This is a genomic window from Nostoc sp. FACHB-280 (assembly GCF_014697615.1).
Classification (GTDB): Bacteria; Cyanobacteriota; Cyanobacteriia; order Cyanobacteriales; family Nostocaceae; genus Nostoc_B.
On the sequence record NZ_JACJSD010000047.1, the window covers coordinates 38936 to 58826 of the forward strand.

Genomic DNA, 19891 nt, shown 5'->3' on the forward strand with positions numbered 1-19891 from the left:
AAATACCGGACTTAACAAATTCCGGTAAATCCCTTGGGAATATCTACTAATGAGCCATTAATGAATTCTTTCGCGGAGTAATTGTTCTTCTAATGCCGCAATCCGATTGTAGGCTGCGGTTAATTGCGCTGTTAGTCTTTGTATCTGAATTTCTGGTGTTAAAATCTTATCCCCGCCTTGACGATTCATATCGATATAAGCGCCATCTGTCAGAACATCCTTGTGTTCTAGTTCTTGATTAAAACTAATTTGTCCTTTTAACTGATAAGGAAAAGTATCGCTATTTTCTTGATAGTTATCTTTTACAGATGCTTTAGCCAAGGAACACTCTGAGAAAGCCTGAGCAACTTTAATATCTAGCTGCTCAATTACCTGGTAGAGGGCATCCAGTTTATGGCTCAAAGTTAGAATCTGGTTTTGTAATGGCTCCATCTAATACCCTCGTCAGTATATTTCCTCCATGTTATTCAATTTACTGGCAACGTTAAACATACTTATGAATTATTTAATTATTCAAATAATCTGTCGAAATGATATACCTAAGTCATTAATTATCAATCTTTCTCAAAAAAATATTGCAGTAAACACCATTAATAATGTTAAAAAATGTAAAGTTGGACTAACTTATTTTTAGAAAAATTTGAAAGCGTAAAAACCAAAAAACTATTTACGAATAACTAAAATGATAAAACCTATAGTAATCTAGTTTATTTTAGAAATAATCTGTACAGCCTGAGAGTAAGGATTTAAGAGTCGGGAGTAGGAAAGAGTATTTTGTGGGAGTACTGTTTTTCAAAAATTAAATTACTATTCATACTTATATTTTTATTTTTATCTAGTTCTCTCATAATTGATATTTTCTTGACAATTGTTTTTTAAATTTCGATTAAATCTGATTGTGGGATGGGCTTCTAGCTTATCTATTGGAGGCTTTTCGTCCCAAACCACAAACAAGCCACTAATACCATTTCACTAAAAAAATGATCCAGATGGGCAAGCAGAGAAAGCAGAGGGGCATCGGACATGATATGACACAGATAAATTTATCCAATAGCAGAAATTGCATCTGCGTTTATCTGCGGTTAAGTTGATCCAAATCCTCTTGCTCTGTTTTATCACGGTCACGCTACTACACTTTGATAGCGATAATGCGAATTCTGCGATAGTCGGCTATCCAAACATGATTTTTGTAAAGTGTAGGCTTGAGGTATTCTTCAACATCACGAATCACTTCTACTTGTTCCACAGCCGAAAGGTTAGTGAAAAAATTACTAGCAAACATTTCCAGCCAGTTTTTGATACCTGCTGTCTCATCGGCTAAGACAGTGGGACGGGGAAATAAGATAGCATGAGTAACTTCAAAGCCTTGTTTTTCAAGTAAATTACTATACTCATTTATGCTGGGAAAATACCAAGGATTTAAAGCTTGGGGGTGAGATAGACCAATTTTTTCCAAAGCCACATACAAGGCTTGGACTATTAATTCTACGTTCCCTTTACCACCAAATTCCGCAACAAAACGTCCTCCTGGTTTGAGTGATTGATATATGGATGCGATCGCAGCATCTGCTTCTTTAACCCAATGCAAGGTAGCATTAGAAAATACGGCATCAAATAGTTGGTCTATTTGCAAGTTACGGGCATCAGCAATTTCAAAACGTAAATTAGGATAATTTTGTCGCGCCTTTTCAATCATTGTGGCGGCGCTATCAATTCCCCTCACCTCAGCGCCAGACTCGGCAATTTTGGCGGAAAGTTGCCCAGTTCCACAACCTAAATCTAAAATTATCTCTCCTGGTTTGGGGTTCAGCCATTGCAGTAAATCTTCGCCATATTGCCACACAAAAGCGTGTTTATCTTCATAAAGCAAAGCATTCCAATTATCTTTGGATGGCGAAATCTGATTCATATTGAGTGAAATTCCGTGCGTTGATTGCTTAATATCTACAGTAAAAAAGATTTCTATTGATGTCCAATATATTTTTATACTGTGATTAATATTTAAAAAATATTAGTTGTCCTTACCAATGGAATTACGCCATCTGCGCTACTTTGTGACGTTGGCAGAAGAATTACACTTTGGCAAAGCTGCCGAAAAACTGCATATTGCCCAACCTCCTCTCAGTCAACAAATTCGCCAACTAGAGACAGAATTAGGATTTGAACTGTTTCACCGCACAAAACGCCATGTACAGTTAACAACAGCAGGGCAAGTATTTTTAGGTGAAGTACAGCAAATTCTTCACCAATTACAACAAGCAATTCAAATCGGACAACAAACTAGTCGTGGCGAAGTGGGAAAATTAGTAGTTGGCTTTGTCAGTTCCACTGCGTATAATATTTTGCCATCTATACTCAAAAATTATCGCAACTGCGTTCCTGGAGTAAATCTAGAGTTACATGAATTAACTACAGATCAACAACTAGATTGGTTGCAAGAAGGACGAATGGATGTTGGTTTTATCCGTCCTCCTGTTGAAGACAATAAATTTAGCTGGGAAACGATTTTTCAAGAGTCGCTCGTGGTAGCTTTACCAGAGACGCATATTCTGGCGAAGCAATCTCAAATTAGTTTGACATTCCTAGCTAATGAAGGGTTTATTTTATTTCCCCGAAAATTAGCGCCTGGACTCTACGATTTAATTATCAGTCTTTGTCAGCAATCAGGTTTTAGTCCGAATGTTGTGCAAGAAGCGATTCAGATGCAAACCATTGTCAGTATCGTAGCAGCAGAAATGGGAGTAGCGATCGTGCCAGCATCATTACAAAATTTGCAAAGAACAGGAGTAGTGTATAAATACATTGAAGAATCTACTCCAAAAGTAACAATTGCAATGATTTGGCGTAGTTGTGAGGTATCTTCAACTGTGCGGAAATTTGTGGAGATAGTCAGGCAAAGTAGTAGGAGATAGGTAACAGGTTAGAGGTGACAGAGTAATTATTTTACAAACAGGATTTACGCAAAAGTTATGGAAAAACAAACCACAGAGGCGCAGAGGTCACAGAGAAATGAGAGTTTGAGAGATTTTTTGCCAAATTCCTAACAAATTAGCTCAAAACGAAAAATTCAGGTTTGAAGAAGGGTGTAGGGGTCTTAGGTATTCAGAACCCTTACACCCCATTTCAACAACTAACCTTTGTGCGTTAGTCCTGAATTAAAATTACGCCGGATAGATCCTTAAGCGGCGATTAGGTTCTTCGCCAAAACTATGGGATTTGAGGCGATAATGTTCTACCAACTCATGCTGCATTTTGCGAACTTGGGGAGAACGGGGCAGTAACTCAACTGGCTGTCCTTTAGGAATGACAATTTGCTCGACTGCAAGTCTAGCTTCCTCTAAGGCATCAATTTCGTCATCGCTGCCACTGTGCAGAAAAAGTTGCAATTCGCGGTCATCAGCGATTTCTGGGTCGTCGATGTTGAGCAGCCGTCTCAGCCCACGAGTAATTTGCGGAATGGTGCTGGCTTTAATCATGTGGATAGGCACATGACGGGCTTTGGCCATTTGCCGTAGTTTAGCGTGGTTTTTGACATGCGATCGCAATGCCAAAATTGCATCAGCACTGTCGATGTCTTTTGTCAAGACCACAGGCAAAGTCAGCACACTAACTACCTGTTCTAATTGGTGGCGACTCACCCCATAAGGATAAACATGCAGTGGCAAATCTTCCCCGTTGGGGCCAGCATTCTTCGTGGCTGCGAAATCAATGGTGTCGGAGTAGTTAAAGGATTCCTCTAGCAAGCGGTCAAACTCACTCTGTCCAGTTGTCTTTTCCCGCTCTAGGGTCAATGGCGGAAGTGCCACCATCTGTCCCGATGCCCGCCAGCCACCAGACTGTCGCCCAGAGGAGAAAGTGTCTTCCCCACTCGCTAGATGACCACCACGACCATTCACCACCGATAGCTGTCGAGTCATGACAACTTTGCCATTGTCATCCACAGTGCGGGTTTGGGGGCTGGGTTGCCGTCCACGTAATAAAGTATCTACTGTGTCAGCAACACTTTCGTGAACTACCCAACGCTGCCGTTCTAACATCTCTACAGCAATTTCAAAGGTAGGGGGAGCTTTACGCTCTAACACCGTTTTTTGGGAACCGCGCCTTCTGGCTTCGTCGTCTCCCAGCGTCACAGCTTGAATTCCACCAACCAAATCAGAAAGTGTGGGGTTTTTGATCAAGTTTTCAATTTGGTTCCCATGAGCAGTGCCAACTAACTGCACACCACGTTCGGCAATGGTACGCGCTGCTAAAGCTTCCAGTTCTGTGCCGATTTCATCAATCACAATCACTTCTGGCATGTGGTTTTCCACGGCCTCAATCATGACTTGATGCTGAAGTTCTGGATGAGCTACTTGCATCCTTCTCGCACGACCAATGGCAGGGTGAGCAACATCGCCATCTCCCGCAATTTCGTTGGAGGTGTCGATAATTACTACTCGTTTGTTTAACTCATCTGCCAACACACGAGCAATTTCCCGCAGGGCAGTAGTTTTACCCACACCTGGACGACCCAGCATGAGAATGGATTTACCTGTTTCTACCAAATCGCGGATCATACCGATAGTACCGAATACCGCACGACCAACACGACAGGTTAAGCCAATTATCTTACCATTACGATTGCGGATAGCACTGATCCGATGCAAAGTTTGCTCAATTCCTGCTCGATTATCTCCGCCAAATGTGCCGACTCGCTGAATGCAATCATCAATTTGTGCTTGAGTTACGGGTGTTTCACTCAGATACTCAGCTTGATTAGGAAAGCGAGCTTCTGGGCGACGACCCAAATCCAAGACTACTTCAACTAAACTATCTCGCTGAGGATGATTTTCTAGTACTTGTCGCAAGTCTTGGGGCAAGATGTCTAATAACTTTTGGAGATCGTCTTTAATCGTCATGCTTTCTATGGTGACGTTTTGAGAGATAACGAACGAGCGATTATCGCTCTTGCTGTGACTTGATCTGGGAAACGAGAGAATGGGCAAGCCCTACAGCTTCCCACAATAAGTCTGGTTCTGATTCCAGGCGGACATTCCCTTTAACACTGGTGTGACTCACCTCCTTATTCTCCAACTGTTCGAGAATTGGCGACAGCAATACACGGGCATAGCTTCCGTAGGCGACTCCTGCAATTGAGGCAGAGGGGCAGGGGGCGGGGGGCAGAGGGGAAAATTCTTCTCCCTTACTCCCTGCTCCCTGCTCCCCTGCTTCCTTAAGTAGTCCCATTGCCTTTAACTTAGCAACGGTGTAGCTATTTGTGCCACCTGCTAACTGCACATATCCGGGTAGGTTGGCTGCCAAAACTTTTTGTCCCAATTTGACTGCCGCCGTAGTGGTACCATCTCCAATATCACCACTCATCGGACGACCATCGGTTTGCCAAATTAAGGTATGAGGACGCGGGATAATTAGGTCATAAATTGCTTTTAAGTAATCAATCATGCCTTCGCCATCAGGACAACTGATAGCCAATAACTGAAGTTGTTCAGCCCAAGGTGAAATTGCTTGCCATAATTTTTGAAATTCTACTAATCTGCCGACTTGTGTATGAATTTCTACGGCATTTACTCCTGTGGAAATTACCATTGGCGCGATCGCCTCTGGTGTTGACATATATGATCTAGTATAAATTATATCGTAAGGGCATAATGGGATGCAACGACCACAACCGTAACATTTCTGAGATTCAACCCCGGAAAAATTATCTGGTTTCCGGTTAAATGCGATCGCCTGTGCTGGACAAACTCGCTCACATGGTCTAGGACAGTCAGAGGGACAATGAACGGCATCAAACTCGGCTTTGCGAAAATGGGGATCTTCACCATCATTCAAACTCACCATTAACAAAGGCGAACTCCCTTGATAGTTGAAACCTCGTTCTTGGGCTTCTCTTGTCAGGTTTTTAGCTGCTTGCAATCCGGCTTTAGCTGCTGCTATCACCGCCGGATCAGCAGCCACATCTATACAGTCAGTGCCCGCCAAAGTGTAGGCTAAAGTTAAACTTCTGACTGCTGGCAGATGTTGGTAGCTGGCTCCACAAATGAGCTTGAACCAGCGACCGTTTTCCAGGGAATGTAAAGGGGCAAACAAATCAGTCACATCTCTATTATGCTTTTATGTAACTGAAAATAGTAGTCTTTAATCAATAAAATTTTTTTTGACACTATTTTGACTTTCTGAGTAACCAGACTCTCACTTTTGACAGGTAATGTCAATCAAATGCTGCAAGGAATTCTCGTGTTACCGAGAACAAATCGATATATTCTTTATATTTTAAATCATGTAATTTTTATTACTCAGATATGTTTTGATTAGGGAGTAGAGAGGAGGAAAAAATTTTCGACTGCGTTGGCAGGTGTTTAAATACTGCTCTGCTGTTCCCTATTGTCTTTAACATAAAGTATAAAGATTCTATCTTTACCACTGAGGTATAGATGTAATAAAGTCAACTACTGCTTCTGGGTTTAAAGGTTGAGAAAACAGAAAACCTTGAGCAAAGTCACAGTTTAAACTTCTTAATTTTACTATTTGTTCTTGGGTTTCCACACCTTCAGCAATCACAGTCATACTCATTGATTTAGCAATACTAATTATTGTTGGTACCAGTCCCAGATTATCTTGATAAAACTGCATTCTGGTAATAAATGACTTATCAATTTTCAATGAATCTAAAGGCAAACTGTGGATATAACTGAGAGAAGAATAGCCAGTACCAAAATCATCCATTACTAATTTGATGTTACGCTGTTTAATTTCTTCAATAATGCTTCTCACAACATGAGTGTTTTCCATAATCACACTTTCAGTAATTTCTAATTCTAGATTTTTTGGATTAACTTTTGTGTCATGAATAATTTGGTCAATTTGTGTAATTAAGTTGGACTGGGTAAAAAGACGCGCACTTAAATTAACACTCATGGTTAAGTTTTTAGGAATATCTGGATGCTCTTGCCACATCCGTAATTGCTGACAAGCTGATTGCAAAACCCAAATATCAAGGTCGTTAATTAAACCTGTTTCTTCTGCTATAGGAATAAACTCTGTAGGAGCCATTAAACCCCTAACAGGATGTTGCCAACGCACTAATGCTTCAAATCCAGCAATTTGACCAGTACTTAATGCAATAATTGGTTGATAGTTAATAATCAGTTCGCCTCTTTCAATTGCTCGCCGCAGATCATTTTCAATTTCTAACAGTTGAATTGCTTCTTGATACATTGCTGGGTCAAAGACTTTATAACGGGCTTTTCCTTGAGCTTTGGCACGATACATTGCGGTGTCAGCATCGCGTAATAAATACTCTGGTTTTTCGTAATCTTTACAACCCCAATTAATGCCGATACTAGCATTCATGAATACTTCATATCTAGACAATTTAAATGTCATGGATAGTTCTTTTAGCATGAGTTCGGCAACTTGAATAGCAGAATTAACGTCTGAAATATTTTCCAGAAGAATTCCAAATTCATCACCGCCTAGTCGTGCTAGGGTATCACCAGGATTCAGGCATGATTGCAGGCGATGAGCGATCGCAATCAGTAATTCATCTCCCACTAGATGGCCGAGAGAATCATTGACAACTTTGAAGCGATCGCAATCTAAATATAGGACAGCAAAATGATAGTTTTGATCTTCTCTAGCCAGGTTAAGAGCTTTTCCTAGTTGTCTTAAAAATAAAACTCGGTTTGGTAATCCTGTAAGTGCGTCATGTAGAACTATATCCAGTAATTTATCTTGCAATTGTTGCCGAGAAACAATCTCTCGTTGCAGTTTTTGCAAAGCATTTTCTAACTCCCAAGTCCGAGACTTAACTCTTTGTTCTAGTTCTGTATTCAGTCTTAAAATTTCTAATCTTGCTTGTCTTAGTTCGAGTTGATTTTGGACACGCACTACAACCTCTTCAAACTCAAAGGGTTTAGTAATATAGTCCACTCCCCCTAATCTAAAACCTTTAATTTTATCGAAAACATCATCTAAAGCACTAATAAAAATTACGGGAATATCTGCGGTTAAATCCCAACTCTTAAACCGCCGACAAACTTCATAGCCGTCAATTTCTGGCATCATAATATCAAGTAAAATTAGATCCGGTAAAACAGTTTGACAAGCAGTTAAAGCCATTTGCCAGTTTAACGCTTTACGGACGTTGTATCCTTTTCTAGCCAGTAGGGAGGATAAAACTCTCAAGTTATCTGCCTTGTCGTCAATTATTAAGATATCTTTTTTATCCGGGTCTAACTGCTGGTGGTTCATTACATCTTGCTGCTATTCAATTCCCTAATTTTCTTGAACTGATATTTATTATCTAAATTGTTTAAAACCCGGCACATTTGATTGTAATCTTATCCTTAAAATATTTTTTCCTGGGAGCGCAGATTTGATTTTCTGCCTTGCATTTGTAAGATCACTTGGACACCGTGATGAAATAGGCATCTTGCCTGTTCGATAAAAATCATCTGGAAATTCAGTAATACTGAGTTTTCTAACTGGGCTAAGAGCTGTGTTACCGCTGTATTTTATTTTGTAATGAAAGAAAGATAAACCAACAGACTCATCACGACTCTCATTTGCCAGATAAAGGGCTTAATTATAACTAATCTCACAGGTATCTTGGCATAAACATTGGTAATGAGGCGGTGAAACGATTGAGCCAGATGAAGTTTAGATATCATGGTTATTAGATGTTTCCCTAGCTCTGATTGTGGATAACTCAAGCAATATCAGATACATGTTTTGCTCCGGGTTATTACTATTTGCTAAGTTCAAACCTATAAAGGATATTACTATTTTTAGTATAAAGATTTACTTTTGCCAAGTTCTACGCATATATAAAATAAGCAGATTTATGATTATACTAAGCCACGAAACTTGGTGACGGCATCAGAATTTAGAATATTGTGGAGTTTGGGATTGTAAATTTTGTCATGATTGACTGGTAAGCTTTTGGGTAATTCATCTATTGCAATCATCTTGGAATTTGGCATTACTTTATCTAGCTTGCTGATATATTAAAGGTACTGTTTAGCCAAAATCAAAAATAGATGAACACTTATTTACTCAAGTCTTTGGGAGCAAATTTGAATTGAGATATTGCCAGTAAAAAGGTTACAAGCATCGCACTTGCAGCTAAAAGCCTGATAATAAGTGACTGCCAACAAAAAAGATATACAGTCACTGTTTAGGCTAAGGGCAAAGGGAAAAACAAAAAGTTTTTTTAGGAAATTGGATGTTTTATTTTCTGCAAGTCCCTCAATATTCAAATTTTTTTAACACAATTGCATAATAACCTAACAGTCATTCAATTATTTATATTAATAAAATTTAAGTTTAATATTTTAAATTTTATTAATTAATATCAGAGATAATTTCGATTTCATCACCAATTTGTAATAATTCTCCAGATTCTGATGTTGGTAATCTGGTATTTACACTCAACCGATAAAAATGATTAAAGTGGGATAAATTGATTGAGTTTGGTAATGTTGCTTGTCGCTTTTGGATAAATATTTTTTGGAAATTGGGGTAAACCAAGGCTGAGTCTGGATGCTTTGTTGGCACTACACAACGCTGGCATGGGTTGACTCCGAAAAACCGCACATTTCCCACTCGAAAGGCTACTAATTTATCTGGTTCACTAAATAGATGATCTTCCCAAAAAGGTGGCACACCTGCGATTTCAATGTTGGCACGTATCCGACGACGCATTTCATCGACAGTGACACCCGGAAACCATGAAGCAACTTCGGTTAAAGTTGCTGTACTAATTATTGTTGGGCCAGGAGAATCTGTATCATCAGGAAAACCCATAAGTGAGTTTTGGATGATGGTAAGAGAAAACCCAAAAAAATCACTTAAAGCTGCGGTTAATTTTTCTCTGTCTGTATTTAAATTAAAAACTAATGATGAATCCTGGTCAGGGATTTTCAGAGAGACTGTTTGATTGTCAGAGGTGTTTGGATAAACCGCTCGCAGTAAATGAATTTTGGGATGACGCTTACCATTAACAAATTTACCTTGTGCATCAAAAATAGCGAACTCGCGATCGCCTTTCAATGCGCCACTAGACAAAACCTCGGCTTGTGCCACTTCTACCCCATCTAGTGACTTAATTGGGTAAATTAAGATTTTGGCTAGGTACGGCATTTCCAGATGACTTGGTTAGGGGTATAAGGGTGATTTATCAATGCCACCAACATGGTTTAATGGCCAAAAGCGCAGTACAGCCCGACCGATAATATTTTCGCGGGGTACAACACCCCAACAACGACTATCGTAACTGCTGTTCCGGTTGTCACCTAATACTAGGTAGGAATTTGGCGGTATTGTCTGTGGTTTTGCTAAAAAGGCTGGTTGCTGTCCAGAGGTGCAAACATCAACCACTGTACTCTGGCTAGAACTTAAATAAGTCTCTTCATCCAGGGGTTTGTTATTAATGTAGACTTTACCATCACGCAGTTCTACTGTTTCTCCTGGTAAGCCAATGACACGTTTAATAAACGCATCTTGATATTGTTCACGCTTGAGTTCGTCAGTGGGTGAAAAAACCACAATATCTCCCCGTTGGGGGTTGGCAAACTTATACTTCAACTTATCAACAATAATCTTGTCTGCTTCCCACTGGTTTTGAGTGCCATGTAAAGTTGGTTCCATTGAACCAGAAGGAATCCAGCGGGCTTCAGCAACAAAAGTACGAATCCCTAGGGCAAGAACGATACTTAATACAACTGTTCTACCCAGTTCGGCAATCCAGGAATTATCGGGTTTTTGACTAGAATTTTGATCAGACACTTGATTTTGCATGAAAGTACTGAAGTAAGGAAAAGTGTAGAAATTAACTAGCTCAGGGAAAGTCTATCTGTTAATTTTAACGAGAAAATTAAGTTCTCTAGGTGAGTTTTAGCATCTTTACAGACAGATTTATAAGTTAAAAATAAACTTTTTTTGAATCAGCTGCAAAAATTGATTATAGAAAGGGCAAGCAATTTTAACCTAAAATCAAAATTTGCAGTCACACATAACTCCTTTCCTTCAAATTTTTTAGCTCCATGTCATCTTCAGAAAGTTTACTAATTCGCCGCGCTCGCATTGTCCTACCCAATGGGGAATTCATGGTTGGGGATGTACTTATACGCGATCGCCTCATCCAAGAAGTGGCACCGGAGATTGCTGGTACCATTGTCACCAAAGAGATTGACGCACAAGGGTTAACTTTGTTGCCAGGAGTTATCGACCCGCAAGTGCATTTTCGGGAACCAGGACTAGAACATAAAGAAGATTTATTTACCGCTAGTTGTGCCTGTGCTAAGGGTGGTGTGACTTCGTTTTTAGAAATGCCTAATACCCGCCCCCTGACTACTACTCAAGCGGCATTAGATGATAAACTCCAACGGGCGGCTAGTAAGTGTGTGGTGAATTATGGCTTTTTTATTGGCGCAACCGCAGAAGTTTTGCCAGATTTACTCACAGCCCAACCGACATGCGGCATTAAAGTTTTCATGGGGTCGATGCACGGTCAGTTACTGGTTGACCAAGATACTGTTCTGGAAACAATTTTCGCCCAGGGCGATCGCTTAATTGCGGTTCATGCTGAAGACCAAGAACGCATTAATCAACGCAGGCAAGAGTTTGCTGGTATTCATGACCCAGCCATTCACTCCCAAATCCAAGATAATCAAGCGGCGCTGTTAGCCACCCAAAAAGCCTTAAATCTTTCTAAAAAATATCAGCGGCGGCTACATATTTTACACATGTCCACAGCCGAAGAAGCTGAGTTGTTACGTCAAGACAAACCGAGTTGGGTAACGGCTGAGGTGACACCACAGCATTTGTTATTAAATAGTAGTGCTTATCAAGATATTGGCACTTTAGCGCAAATGAATCCGCCGTTGCGATCGCCCCACGATAACGAAGTTCTCTGGCAAGCTTTACGGGATGGTGTGATTGATTTTATCGCTACCGACCATGCCCCCCACACCTTGGCAGAAAAAGCCCAAGAATACCCAAATACACCTTCGGGAATGCCTGGTGTCGAGACTTCTTTACCGTTGATGTTAACTGCGGCAATGCAAGGCAAATGTACTGTGGCGCAAGTTGCCAACTGGATGTCTTATGCAGTGGCACAAGGTTATAAAATTCCCAACAAAGGAGCGATCGCACCTGGTTACGATGCTGATTTAGTCTTGGTAGACTTGGATAATTACAGTCCAGTCCGCCGGGAAGATTTGTTAACTAAATGTGGTTGGAGTCCGTTTGAAGGTTGGAATCTCACAGGCTGGCCTGTGATCACAATTGTGGGTGGACAAATTGTCTATGAACAAAATCGCGTTAATACTGACGTGCGAGGTCAAGCTTTAACTTTCTCTTCATGAACATTCAGTAGTGCTGAGTGTTGAGTTAAAGATTCTCACCCTGTCCCAACCGGGTAGCTGTAAGTCAAAAGGCAAAAGTTAAAAGTCAAAAATCAAGAATACTTTTGACTTTTGGTTTTTTTACTTTTGACTTCTTTTCAATAGCGCAACTACGTATAAACACTAGCTTCCAAATTTGGGAGCGAAAAGTTGAGTGTTTATACGAGTTAAAATCGTATAAATACTATGGTACTTGGTTAAAAATGTTTGGGCTTTTGGAAGATATATCAGTATGAGCATAAGATTTTCTTTTAAAGAACACTTATTCAAATTAATTTATCTCATAACTTAATCATTAGTTACTTTTTGATTGCAGATTCTGTTTTTAACTTGGGAATACTAGGTCAATGGATAGATGACAGGATGACTATTGCGATCGTAAATCTTTTAACCTTTCTCAACTAGTCTTTTGTGTTTAACTATCCGGATTTTTCAACTCAAAAACGAAGAGAATTAATAGGGTTAAGTAAACGGGCAAATTTCTGTGAAAACTCAGTTTTATACATATATAAATTTTATATGCACTTAATTTGGACGACCTTAAAACCTATTTTTTACACTTCTGATTGATTTTTTCTCAGCAGTTGGTGCTATAAAAGCCAGCATTAGCAACGAAAACGGAGTTAGTCTCAAAAAACTAGCATCCTAATTAAACACACTAAAAGAAACAATTTACTTAGTTAATCAAAGGCAGGTACGAAGAGAAACAGAAAACAAGTAATACATCCCAGTACTGACTGGCTAACTAAAACTCATCTGTAAATGAGCCTTCTCACCAAGATGATTCTCTAAACAACAAATTAAAGTCACTTCTTATTTGAATGTAATTACCCTTGAGTGTCCGCACTCAAAAATCTGGCAGCTTGTTAGATATCACTCTCCAAAGGATTGTTTCATTCAAAAGCTTTGACTCAAGATTTATCGACACTTACGGCAATATTGTCTGCGAGCATACACCAAAAATTAGCTAAATGCAGTCGCTAGTAAATGTCAATCAAGGCCAAAACCCCTATTGTACAGTATTCCATTGATTTTTGAATAATGAAGGCAGTAATGTTAGTCAATTTCTTCGATGAACGCGGTAGTGGTAGATAGAACGAGTGTACAATCCGCCCTCGACTATCGATACATTTTTATCATCTCATCACGATGTGAGGCTAATTTTGGATTGGACAGTTGTCCTTGTAGTTCATTTATGTAGAACCGCATCCAGAAAACCCTCTCACAACCTACAGCAATGAATTATGAATTCTGAGCGGCAAATTTTGCCGCTCAAACTTCTTTTGGGTGGGATTCTCTACACTACTTCTACCTACCCATTTTTTTTTGCTTTCATGCTGCATAACTACGAAAAATTGTATAGTCTAATCAATAAATTTAAATAAATTATTTAGATTTTAGCAATTAATTCGCTGATGTTGCAATGTAATCCTGTAATATCGGCTTGGCGATTACCATTTTCACCATAGCTTAAACGCACACACAGATAACTCTCTGGCTGGTAAGGCATTCTTTCTGCCCACTCTATCGCTACAATTCCAGGTTCTATTTCGATTCCTTCCCAATAGCTTTCTAAGTTTAAACCTGTCACCTCTGATGGCTCTAAGCGATATAAGTCGAGGTGATAAAGGGGTATACGCCCTTGAGTGTATTCATTAATCAAAGTGAAAGTGGGGCTGACAATTGATTCGCTAATTCCTAAACCTTGACCAATGCCTTGCACCAAGGTAGTTTTACCAGCACCTAAGTCGCCTTCTAATAAAATGACAGTACCGGGAGTCAAAGTTTGACCTAATTTGATACCTAAATTAAGGGTCGCTTGGACATCTGCAAGAGCAATTTTCATTTTTGGTCATTAGTCATTGGTCATTAGTCATTAGTGTATACATATAACTAATGACTAATTCTTACTTGCCATGATGAGCGCCACTGTACCACCGTAACAAGACTTTTGCTAATTTTTGGGGATTGTGACGGACAACACCGGTTTCATCTTCATACAATACATTTGCTAAAACAACTCTTCGCCCTAGTAAAGATACATCTTCTCTGTCGAGGAAAACTGGATGAGAATTTTGTTGGGCATAACGGATGAGGGATTGGGGAGAAGGAGATTTTTTGTGTACCATAACAGCATCAAATAATCGCCTTTGACCACAGGCTGCATCAATAGCTTTGATATGGTCAGCAACAGTATAGCCCTCAGTTTCTCCTGGTTGGGTCATAATATTGCAAATGTAGATGCGAGGGGCTTTGGAGGAGGCGATCGCATTGGCAATTTCTGGTACTAGTAAATTAGGAATCAAACTGGTATAAAGGCTACCCGGCCCAATAATAATATAGTCAGCTTCTTTAATCGCTTTAATGGCTGCGGGTAAGGCTGGTGGATTAGCAGGTGTGCAACCAAGTTTGACAATTTTACCACCAGCTTTCGGAATATTAGATTCTCCTTCAATGCGGCGGCCATCGGCTAATTCTGCCCACAGACGCACATCGGTGAGAGTTGCTGGCAAAACTTGTCCCCGCACCGCCAAGACTTTAGAACTCGCCGCCACAGCCCGTTCTAAATCACCAGTAATCTCACTCATGGCAGTTAAGAACAAGTTACCAAAACTATGGCCAGTCAAGCCATCGCCAGCCCGAAAGCGGTATTGAAACAATTCTGTTAACAGCTTTTCTTCATCTGCTAAGGCTGCTAAACAATTGCGAATATCTCCCGGTGGTAGCACACCAAATTCTTGACGCAACCGCCCAGAAGAACCACCATCATCAGCAACCGTGACGATCGCACTAATATTAGCACTATAAGTTTTTAGTCCCCGCAGCAAAGTCGAAAGTCCGGTACCACCGCCAATAACCACAATTTTCGGCCCGCGATACAAGCGGCGATGGGCTAACAAAACATCAATGAGTTCTGTTTCACCTTGTTGTTTGAAAGCCGCAGTAATGGAACCCACAGTGCGAGTTTGTCCCCAAAGCAGCAACAGTAAGCCACACAGCAGCACCAAAGGGCCGCTGATATAGTTGGGTAGGATGTTGGTAATTACTCCCAGAAAACTCCTCAACAACTCCAACAGCAAAAAAATCGGGGTCAACTTCACCCATATTGCTAACCCCAAACTCGCCAAAAATACACCGCCAACGCTAATAAGTAACCAGCGTTTTACTGATAACCCTGGAGATAACCACTTAAACCACTGGTTAACCCGATGAGATGTGCGGCTGCGCGACTGCTGTTGCAGGGCGTTGAGGGCTTGTCTGAGAAAACCAATTGACATACCTGATTGAAAGCAGTGCTAAAAACTAAATGAATAAATGAAAATTTACACTCCTTGGTTTTAACACCAAGTGTGTCATTATTAAGTATTTCAGTACTTTGAGACTTATAGCAGAAGACAGGAGATAGAGGCCAAATGTAAGCAGGAGGTAATAGTATTACTATGCCTAACATTCATGCTTTCCGAGTGTCCTAACTTCTGTGACTACAGCTAGAAAACCAGTCATCAAAGTTGCCAGTCTTCCCAGTAAAACAATACCCTGGCTTGGTCAAAGTTAGTTTAATGGAAAAAAGAATTTTAGGTTTAGATCCTGGATTAGCCATTTTAGGATTTGGCGTAATTACTTGCAAACAAGGCTCTAGCAAGGTACAAGACGCAACGGTAGATATGCTTGACTTTGGGGTAATTAGTACCTCGGCAGATGCAGAAATGGGACAGCGCCTGTGTACCTTGTTTGATGATTTGCACACCCTGATTAGTGAATTGCAACCAGACTTGGTTGCGATCGAAAAGCTGTTCTTCTATCGTATGTCAAGCACTATTCTTGTAGCACAAGCTCGTGGCGTTGTCATGTTAGTTTTGGGACAACATCGCTTACCTTATGTAGAATTTACCCCGGCACAAATTAAACAAGCTTTAACAGGCTATGGCAATGCAGATAAATCTGATGTGCAAGCAGCAGTGGCGCGAGAGTTGAATTTAGATACAATCCCAAGACCAGACGATGCCGCAGATGCTTTAGCAGTAGCTTTAACAGCATCATTTCAGTTGTAATTATTCATGTACGCAAACAATAAAGAACTTTACTAGTTCGTAAAGTTCTTTACTGACTCGTAAAGTTCTTTACTGACTGTCACAGAGTAAAAATATTTAGGATATCGTCTCTAACGGCAATGAAATAAAAAAAGTTTATTGTTAGGCAATACCTTTGCCAAAATTTTTGTAGGCTCTTATTTTGGCAAAGGTATTGAGGAAACCTAAAAGGTATTTTTAAAACTGATTGTTTTTGCCCAGTTTCAGAGGAATCAGAGTTTGTATAGCTATAGCCATATTAGTTAGGACACTACTTGCTTGAGAACGGTTTCTATTGCATCACGTAGATGATCAGATTTGAGTAACAACTTACGAACCCTACTTTTGAGCCATGCCCAACACTTTTCAATCCGATTGAGATTGGGTAAGTAAGGGGGGAGATAAACAACCTAGCACCCTGTGGCTTCAATTAATGAAGCAATGCAGCCACCATGATGAAATATCGTATGAGCATTATCTATAATCACCGACTCACCCGGACGCAAGACCGGAATTAAACAAGTTTCTAGCCAAGTCTCAAACACAGTTCGGTTACACGCCCTTCGACCGCAAATGGCGCAATCAATTGCCCCTGTCGATACCCAGAAATCATATTGATGCGACCCTGCCGTCGACCCGATTTGAGTTCGTAGAAGCGTTGCTCAACTACGGAGTATCCGTAACGGTAGTTGTCGCGTTCATCCATCCCAGACTCATCAACGTATACCAGATGAGACGCTTTCAGGTTACCCAATTGCGCTAAGAACTCTGCCCATCTAGCTTCATCTCGTTGACTATACCTGTATGTTTTTTTTAAACAGTTTAAAAATATTATTTCCTGAAAAGTCTGGCACTTGGGTTAGTAATTTTGTAGCAACCTCAGACCTCAATAATTTTTTCCAAACTCATTCCATCTGAACACCGTATTCAATAAACAGCGATGGGATGGAGATATCTAGCGCCATTGCCAGCTTTTCAATGGTTTCCAGTGAAGGATTTAGCTCACCTCTTTCCAGGTTGGAAATATAAGTACGGTGAAGCCCAGCCTGTTCTGCAAGCTGTTCTTGTGATAAATCCAGTTCACGCCTACGCCGCCTGACCGCTTTGCCAAAGCGTTGTTTAATGTCTAGTTCATTATTTTCACTCACTGCACAATCTTCAGAAAGTGCAGGAAACTTGTCTATAGATTATAAATAACTTTTTGTAGTGTATAAATAACATAAGAGAGTAATAAGCAAAAATATTTATGCCTGAAACTCCCCTTTCAATACCACCGATAGCTTTGCCAGAGCGAATTCCTCAAGTCTTACCCCAGCAAAGATTCCATCTTGGTGAATGGGTGCAATGGTTTCAAGTACCCAATGGCGACTTTGGTCGCATTATTGGCGTTATCTACACCCAACAAGCTAGTTGCATTGCCACTGGCTTGCACTACTTAGTTCTTTTAGATGAGCGCAGCCCTTCTCGTGAAATATGCTTCTGCGATTTTGCCTTTGAGGAAGACATCGAACCCCTAGACCAGCCATCCTTGGAAAGACTTAGAGACAATCATGCCTGAAGCTCAACATCAGCAGTTACTAGAACTGCACAATCAAATGTTCATGTCTCCTCAAGACTTTAGCTACCGTTGGGGATTAGGTTATGAAGAACTCGCCAAAATCTGTTCCATCTCAAAATCCACCACATATCACTGGCTAGGTGGACAAGCCAGCCGTCGCGCTGCTGGATTACCTTACCAGAGAATTATGGCTGTCGCTGATTTTTTACTAACCAACGCTGAAGTTATTCAACCTTTATTGGAAGGGTGGCATCATTCCCAACCGCCAAATTAATCGCTGCGTTTTTGCAAATTGACAAAACTTTTGTCCATCTCCTTGACCAAGATAAAAAGCAGGTAGTAGGGTGCAGAATATTGTCACCAGCTACCAACTAATTCATGAACCGCGCCACTCAGGACTCTTACTATCAGCCCTCCAGTATTGAAATTACAGACACTCATGTCCTGATTTATCGCATGGCAATACCCCTCACAAATGCCATCAGCTACCTCAAACAATTTCCCCAGTCAGAATACGAAGAAATTTGTTTCGATGCTTTGGAATTGGGATTTCTGTGCTTGCAAACTACTCAAGCTCGGCATAGCAACGAAGTAGTTAAGCAGCAGATGGAATTACTTTTGGTGGAATTTCAGCAAGCAGTCCAAGTCATTGCTGAGTCCTTCCAGCAAGAGTTAGTCAATCAAATTGGCACAGATAACGGAAAATTACTAGCCCCGTTGCAAAACCAAATTCACTACACTGCTGCGATTCTCACAGAGAAACTCAACAACGTCAGCATCTTGCTGACAGAGGATATAGACCCAGCTAGAGAAACTTCTGTTGTCGGTCGATTCCTTCAAACGTTACGTAATTTGTTAGATGCCAAACGCTCAGATTCTATTCAAGGCGCATTCAAGGCAGCGTTGGCAAATGTCACTAAAGAAAACGGTACTTTAGCGGTGGCGGTGAGAAATGTTGTGGCTGAGTCTATCAAACCCCTGGCTGAACAAGTCGAAAAACTCACCAGAGAAATTCGTGACCAACAGGTGGCAAAACAGACACTTCAACAGACCACAGCAAAAGGCATTAGCTATGAAGAGTTAGTTGTTGCGGAATTGCAAAATTGGTCAAAGTCTAATGGCATAGAGGTAGAGCATATTGGTAATGATGGTGATACTGGCGATATTCTTGTGAAACTGACCAGCAAATCTCTGGCAGCAATAGAACTATCAATTGTAATTGAAGCAAGAAACAGACCGTCAAAGCCATTTGGTCGCCAAGCAATTGCTCAACATTTACAGCAAGCAATGGTGCGGCGTTCTGCAAATGCGGCAATTTTTTTGAGTTATTCGCGTGAGGGATTAGGGCAGGAAATTGGTGACTGGGCTGAGGGTGTGACTGAAGGTGGCTACTGGATTGCTACAACGCACCCATTTCTGATAATTGCCATCAGGTTTCTAGTGATTCAACAACGAGTGAATCAATTGCGTACTTTTCATTCAAAAATAGATGTGAGTGTTGTTCAACAACAGCTTCAGCAAATTCGCACTGCGTTAGGACGCATCAGAACTATCAAAAAATCTCTGACAGAAATTGGGAAGGGTGTAACTTTAATTCAAGCTGAAGCTGATGCGCTGAGTGCAGATATCCAATCAGCATTGAAATCCATTGAACAAACACTGAGTATAAAATTAACTTAACTTTTCTTGATGTAATGAAACAATTAAATTACTTATCTTAGACGAATATTAGGGCGTGTCATCAATTAAGCCAAATAATAGAAGCAACAAGATAAATTGCACCTAGAAAGTTGGTAGCGCGTTTATCATAGCGCGTCGCAATCCCTCGATATTGCTTGAGTTTGGCAAAAAAGTTT

General features: G+C 40.5%; 20 protein-coding genes and 1 pseudogene. 6 read left to right on the forward strand and 15 right to left on the reverse strand.

Going from position 1 to position 19891, the window contains the following annotated elements:
- Window positions 1-57 precede the first annotated feature (57 nt).
- Together H6G75_RS26355 and H6G75_RS26360 are read right to left on the reverse strand one after the other, a co-directional pair.
- Window positions 58-432 carry a hypothetical protein gene (locus H6G75_RS26355; RefSeq protein WP_190982871.1) on the reverse strand — a complete coding sequence of 125 codons (375 nt, stop codon included), beginning with the start codon at window positions 430-432 and terminating at the stop codon, window positions 58-60.
- Between the two features lie 697 nt (window positions 433-1129).
- The gene (locus H6G75_RS26360) at window positions 1130-1909 is read right to left on the reverse strand and encodes a class I SAM-dependent methyltransferase (RefSeq protein ID WP_190982872.1); all 780 of its coding nucleotides are present in this window, start codon (window positions 1907-1909) and stop codon (window positions 1130-1132) included.
- A 118-nt stretch (window positions 1910-2027) separates the two neighbouring features.
- Between H6G75_RS26360 and H6G75_RS26365 the strand changes: the two genes are divergently transcribed.
- Entirely contained in the window at window positions 2028-2912 is an 885-nt protein-coding gene (locus H6G75_RS26365) for a LysR family transcriptional regulator (protein WP_190982873.1), read from the forward strand.
- A gap of 249 nt (window positions 2913-3161) precedes the next feature.
- On the opposite strand, the gene H6G75_RS26370 is transcribed toward H6G75_RS26365, so the two are convergent.
- The 6 genes from H6G75_RS26370 to lepB all read right to left on the reverse strand — a co-directional run bounded on the left by H6G75_RS26370 (window position 3162) and on the right by lepB (window position 10800).
- Window positions 3162-4898 carry a R3H domain-containing nucleic acid-binding protein gene (locus H6G75_RS26370; RefSeq protein WP_190982874.1) on the reverse strand — a complete coding sequence of 579 codons (1737 nt, stop codon included), beginning with the start codon at window positions 4896-4898 and terminating at the stop codon, window positions 3162-3164.
- Between the two features lie 40 nt (window positions 4899-4938).
- Entirely contained in the window at window positions 4939-6099 is a 1161-nt protein-coding gene (gene ldpA, locus H6G75_RS26375) for a circadian clock protein LdpA (protein WP_190982875.1), read from the reverse strand.
- A 318-nt stretch (window positions 6100-6417) separates the two neighbouring features.
- On the reverse strand, window positions 6418-8253 hold the full coding sequence (locus H6G75_RS26380; RefSeq protein ID WP_190982876.1) for a GGDEF domain-containing response regulator: 1836 nt from the start codon (window positions 8251-8253) through the stop codon (window positions 6418-6420).
- A gap of 596 nt (window positions 8254-8849) precedes the next feature.
- The gene (locus H6G75_RS33615; protein ID WP_277884109.1) at window positions 8850-8984 is read right to left on the reverse strand and encodes a hypothetical protein; all 135 of its coding nucleotides are present in this window, start codon (window positions 8982-8984) and stop codon (window positions 8850-8852) included.
- Window positions 8985-9345: 361 nt separating this feature from the next.
- The gene (locus H6G75_RS26385; RefSeq protein WP_190982877.1) at window positions 9346-10143 is read right to left on the reverse strand and encodes an MOSC domain-containing protein; all 798 of its coding nucleotides are present in this window, start codon (window positions 10141-10143) and stop codon (window positions 9346-9348) included.
- A gap of 15 nt (window positions 10144-10158) precedes the next feature.
- Window positions 10159-10800 (reverse strand): signal peptidase I, encoded by a 642-nt coding sequence (gene lepB, locus H6G75_RS26390; RefSeq protein ID WP_190982878.1) that lies wholly within the window; start codon window positions 10798-10800, stop codon window positions 10159-10161.
- 245 nt (window positions 10801-11045) lie between these two features.
- On the opposite strand from lepB, the gene H6G75_RS26395 reads away from it, so the two are divergent.
- Window positions 11046-12368, forward strand: coding sequence for a dihydroorotase (locus H6G75_RS26395; protein ID WP_190982879.1), 1323 nt, complete (start codon window positions 11046-11048; stop codon window positions 12366-12368).
- A 1429-nt stretch (window positions 12369-13797) separates the two neighbouring features.
- On the opposite strand, the gene tsaE is transcribed toward H6G75_RS26395, so the two are convergent.
- Together tsaE and yvcK are read right to left on the reverse strand one after the other, a co-directional pair.
- The gene (gene tsaE, locus H6G75_RS26400) at window positions 13798-14253 is read right to left on the reverse strand and encodes a tRNA (adenosine(37)-N6)-threonylcarbamoyltransferase complex ATPase subunit type 1 TsaE (protein ID WP_190982880.1); all 456 of its coding nucleotides are present in this window, start codon (window positions 14251-14253) and stop codon (window positions 13798-13800) included.
- Window positions 14254-14314: 61 nt separating this feature from the next.
- Window positions 14315-15685 carry a gluconeogenesis factor YvcK family protein gene (yvcK, locus tag H6G75_RS26405; protein ID WP_190982881.1) on the reverse strand — a complete coding sequence of 457 codons (1371 nt, stop codon included), beginning with the start codon at window positions 15683-15685 and terminating at the stop codon, window positions 14315-14317.
- A 282-nt stretch (window positions 15686-15967) separates the two neighbouring features.
- Between yvcK and ruvC the strand changes: the two genes are divergently transcribed.
- A complete protein-coding gene (gene ruvC, locus H6G75_RS26410; RefSeq protein ID WP_190982882.1) occupies window positions 15968-16459 on the forward strand; it encodes a crossover junction endodeoxyribonuclease RuvC in 492 nt (163 codons plus the stop codon).
- 281 nt (window positions 16460-16740) lie between these two features.
- On the opposite strand, the pseudogene H6G75_RS33960 reads toward ruvC, so the two are convergent.
- The 4 genes and pseudogenes from H6G75_RS33960 to H6G75_RS26420 form a co-directional block, all read right to left on the reverse strand.
- A pseudogene (locus H6G75_RS33960) lies at window positions 16741-16875 on the reverse strand (transposase); the annotation flags it as partial.
- Window positions 16876-16887: 12 nt separating this feature from the next.
- Window positions 16888-17022, reverse strand: a complete 135-nt coding sequence (locus tag H6G75_RS33195) for a transposase (protein ID WP_242051649.1) — start codon at window positions 17020-17022, stop codon at window positions 16888-16890.
- Window positions 17004-17231: a transposase gene (locus tag H6G75_RS33965; RefSeq protein ID WP_397332774.1), complete on the reverse strand. Its 228-nt coding sequence runs from the start codon at window positions 17229-17231 to the stop codon at window positions 17004-17006. Before H6G75_RS33965 ends, H6G75_RS33195 begins: the two co-directional genes overlap by 19 nt.
- Before the next feature lie 151 nt (window positions 17232-17382).
- On the reverse strand, window positions 17383-17625 hold the full coding sequence (locus tag H6G75_RS26420) for a helix-turn-helix domain-containing protein (RefSeq protein ID WP_190982883.1): 243 nt from the start codon (window positions 17623-17625) through the stop codon (window positions 17383-17385).
- 98 nt (window positions 17626-17723) lie between these two features.
- Here H6G75_RS26420 and H6G75_RS26425 point away from each other — a divergent pair, with 98 nt between their 5' ends.
- The 3 genes from H6G75_RS26425 (at window position 17724) to H6G75_RS26435 (ending at window position 19715) form a co-directional block, all read left to right on the forward strand.
- On the forward strand, window positions 17724-18035 hold the full coding sequence (locus H6G75_RS26425) for a hypothetical protein (RefSeq protein ID WP_190982884.1): 312 nt from the start codon (window positions 17724-17726) through the stop codon (window positions 18033-18035).
- Window positions 18028-18309 (forward strand): helix-turn-helix domain-containing protein, encoded by a 282-nt coding sequence (locus tag H6G75_RS26430; protein ID WP_190982885.1) that lies wholly within the window; start codon window positions 18028-18030, stop codon window positions 18307-18309. Before H6G75_RS26425 ends, H6G75_RS26430 begins: the two co-directional genes overlap by 8 nt.
- A 104-nt stretch (window positions 18310-18413) precedes the next feature.
- Window positions 18414-19715 (forward strand): hypothetical protein, encoded by a 1302-nt coding sequence (locus tag H6G75_RS26435; RefSeq protein WP_190982886.1) that lies wholly within the window; start codon window positions 18414-18416, stop codon window positions 19713-19715.
- A 61-nt stretch (window positions 19716-19776) separates the two neighbouring features.
- On the opposite strand, the gene H6G75_RS26440 is transcribed toward H6G75_RS26435, so the two are convergent.
- On the reverse strand, window positions 19777-19891 hold a 115-nt coding region (locus tag H6G75_RS26440; RefSeq protein WP_190982699.1), incomplete at its 5' end, for a transposase.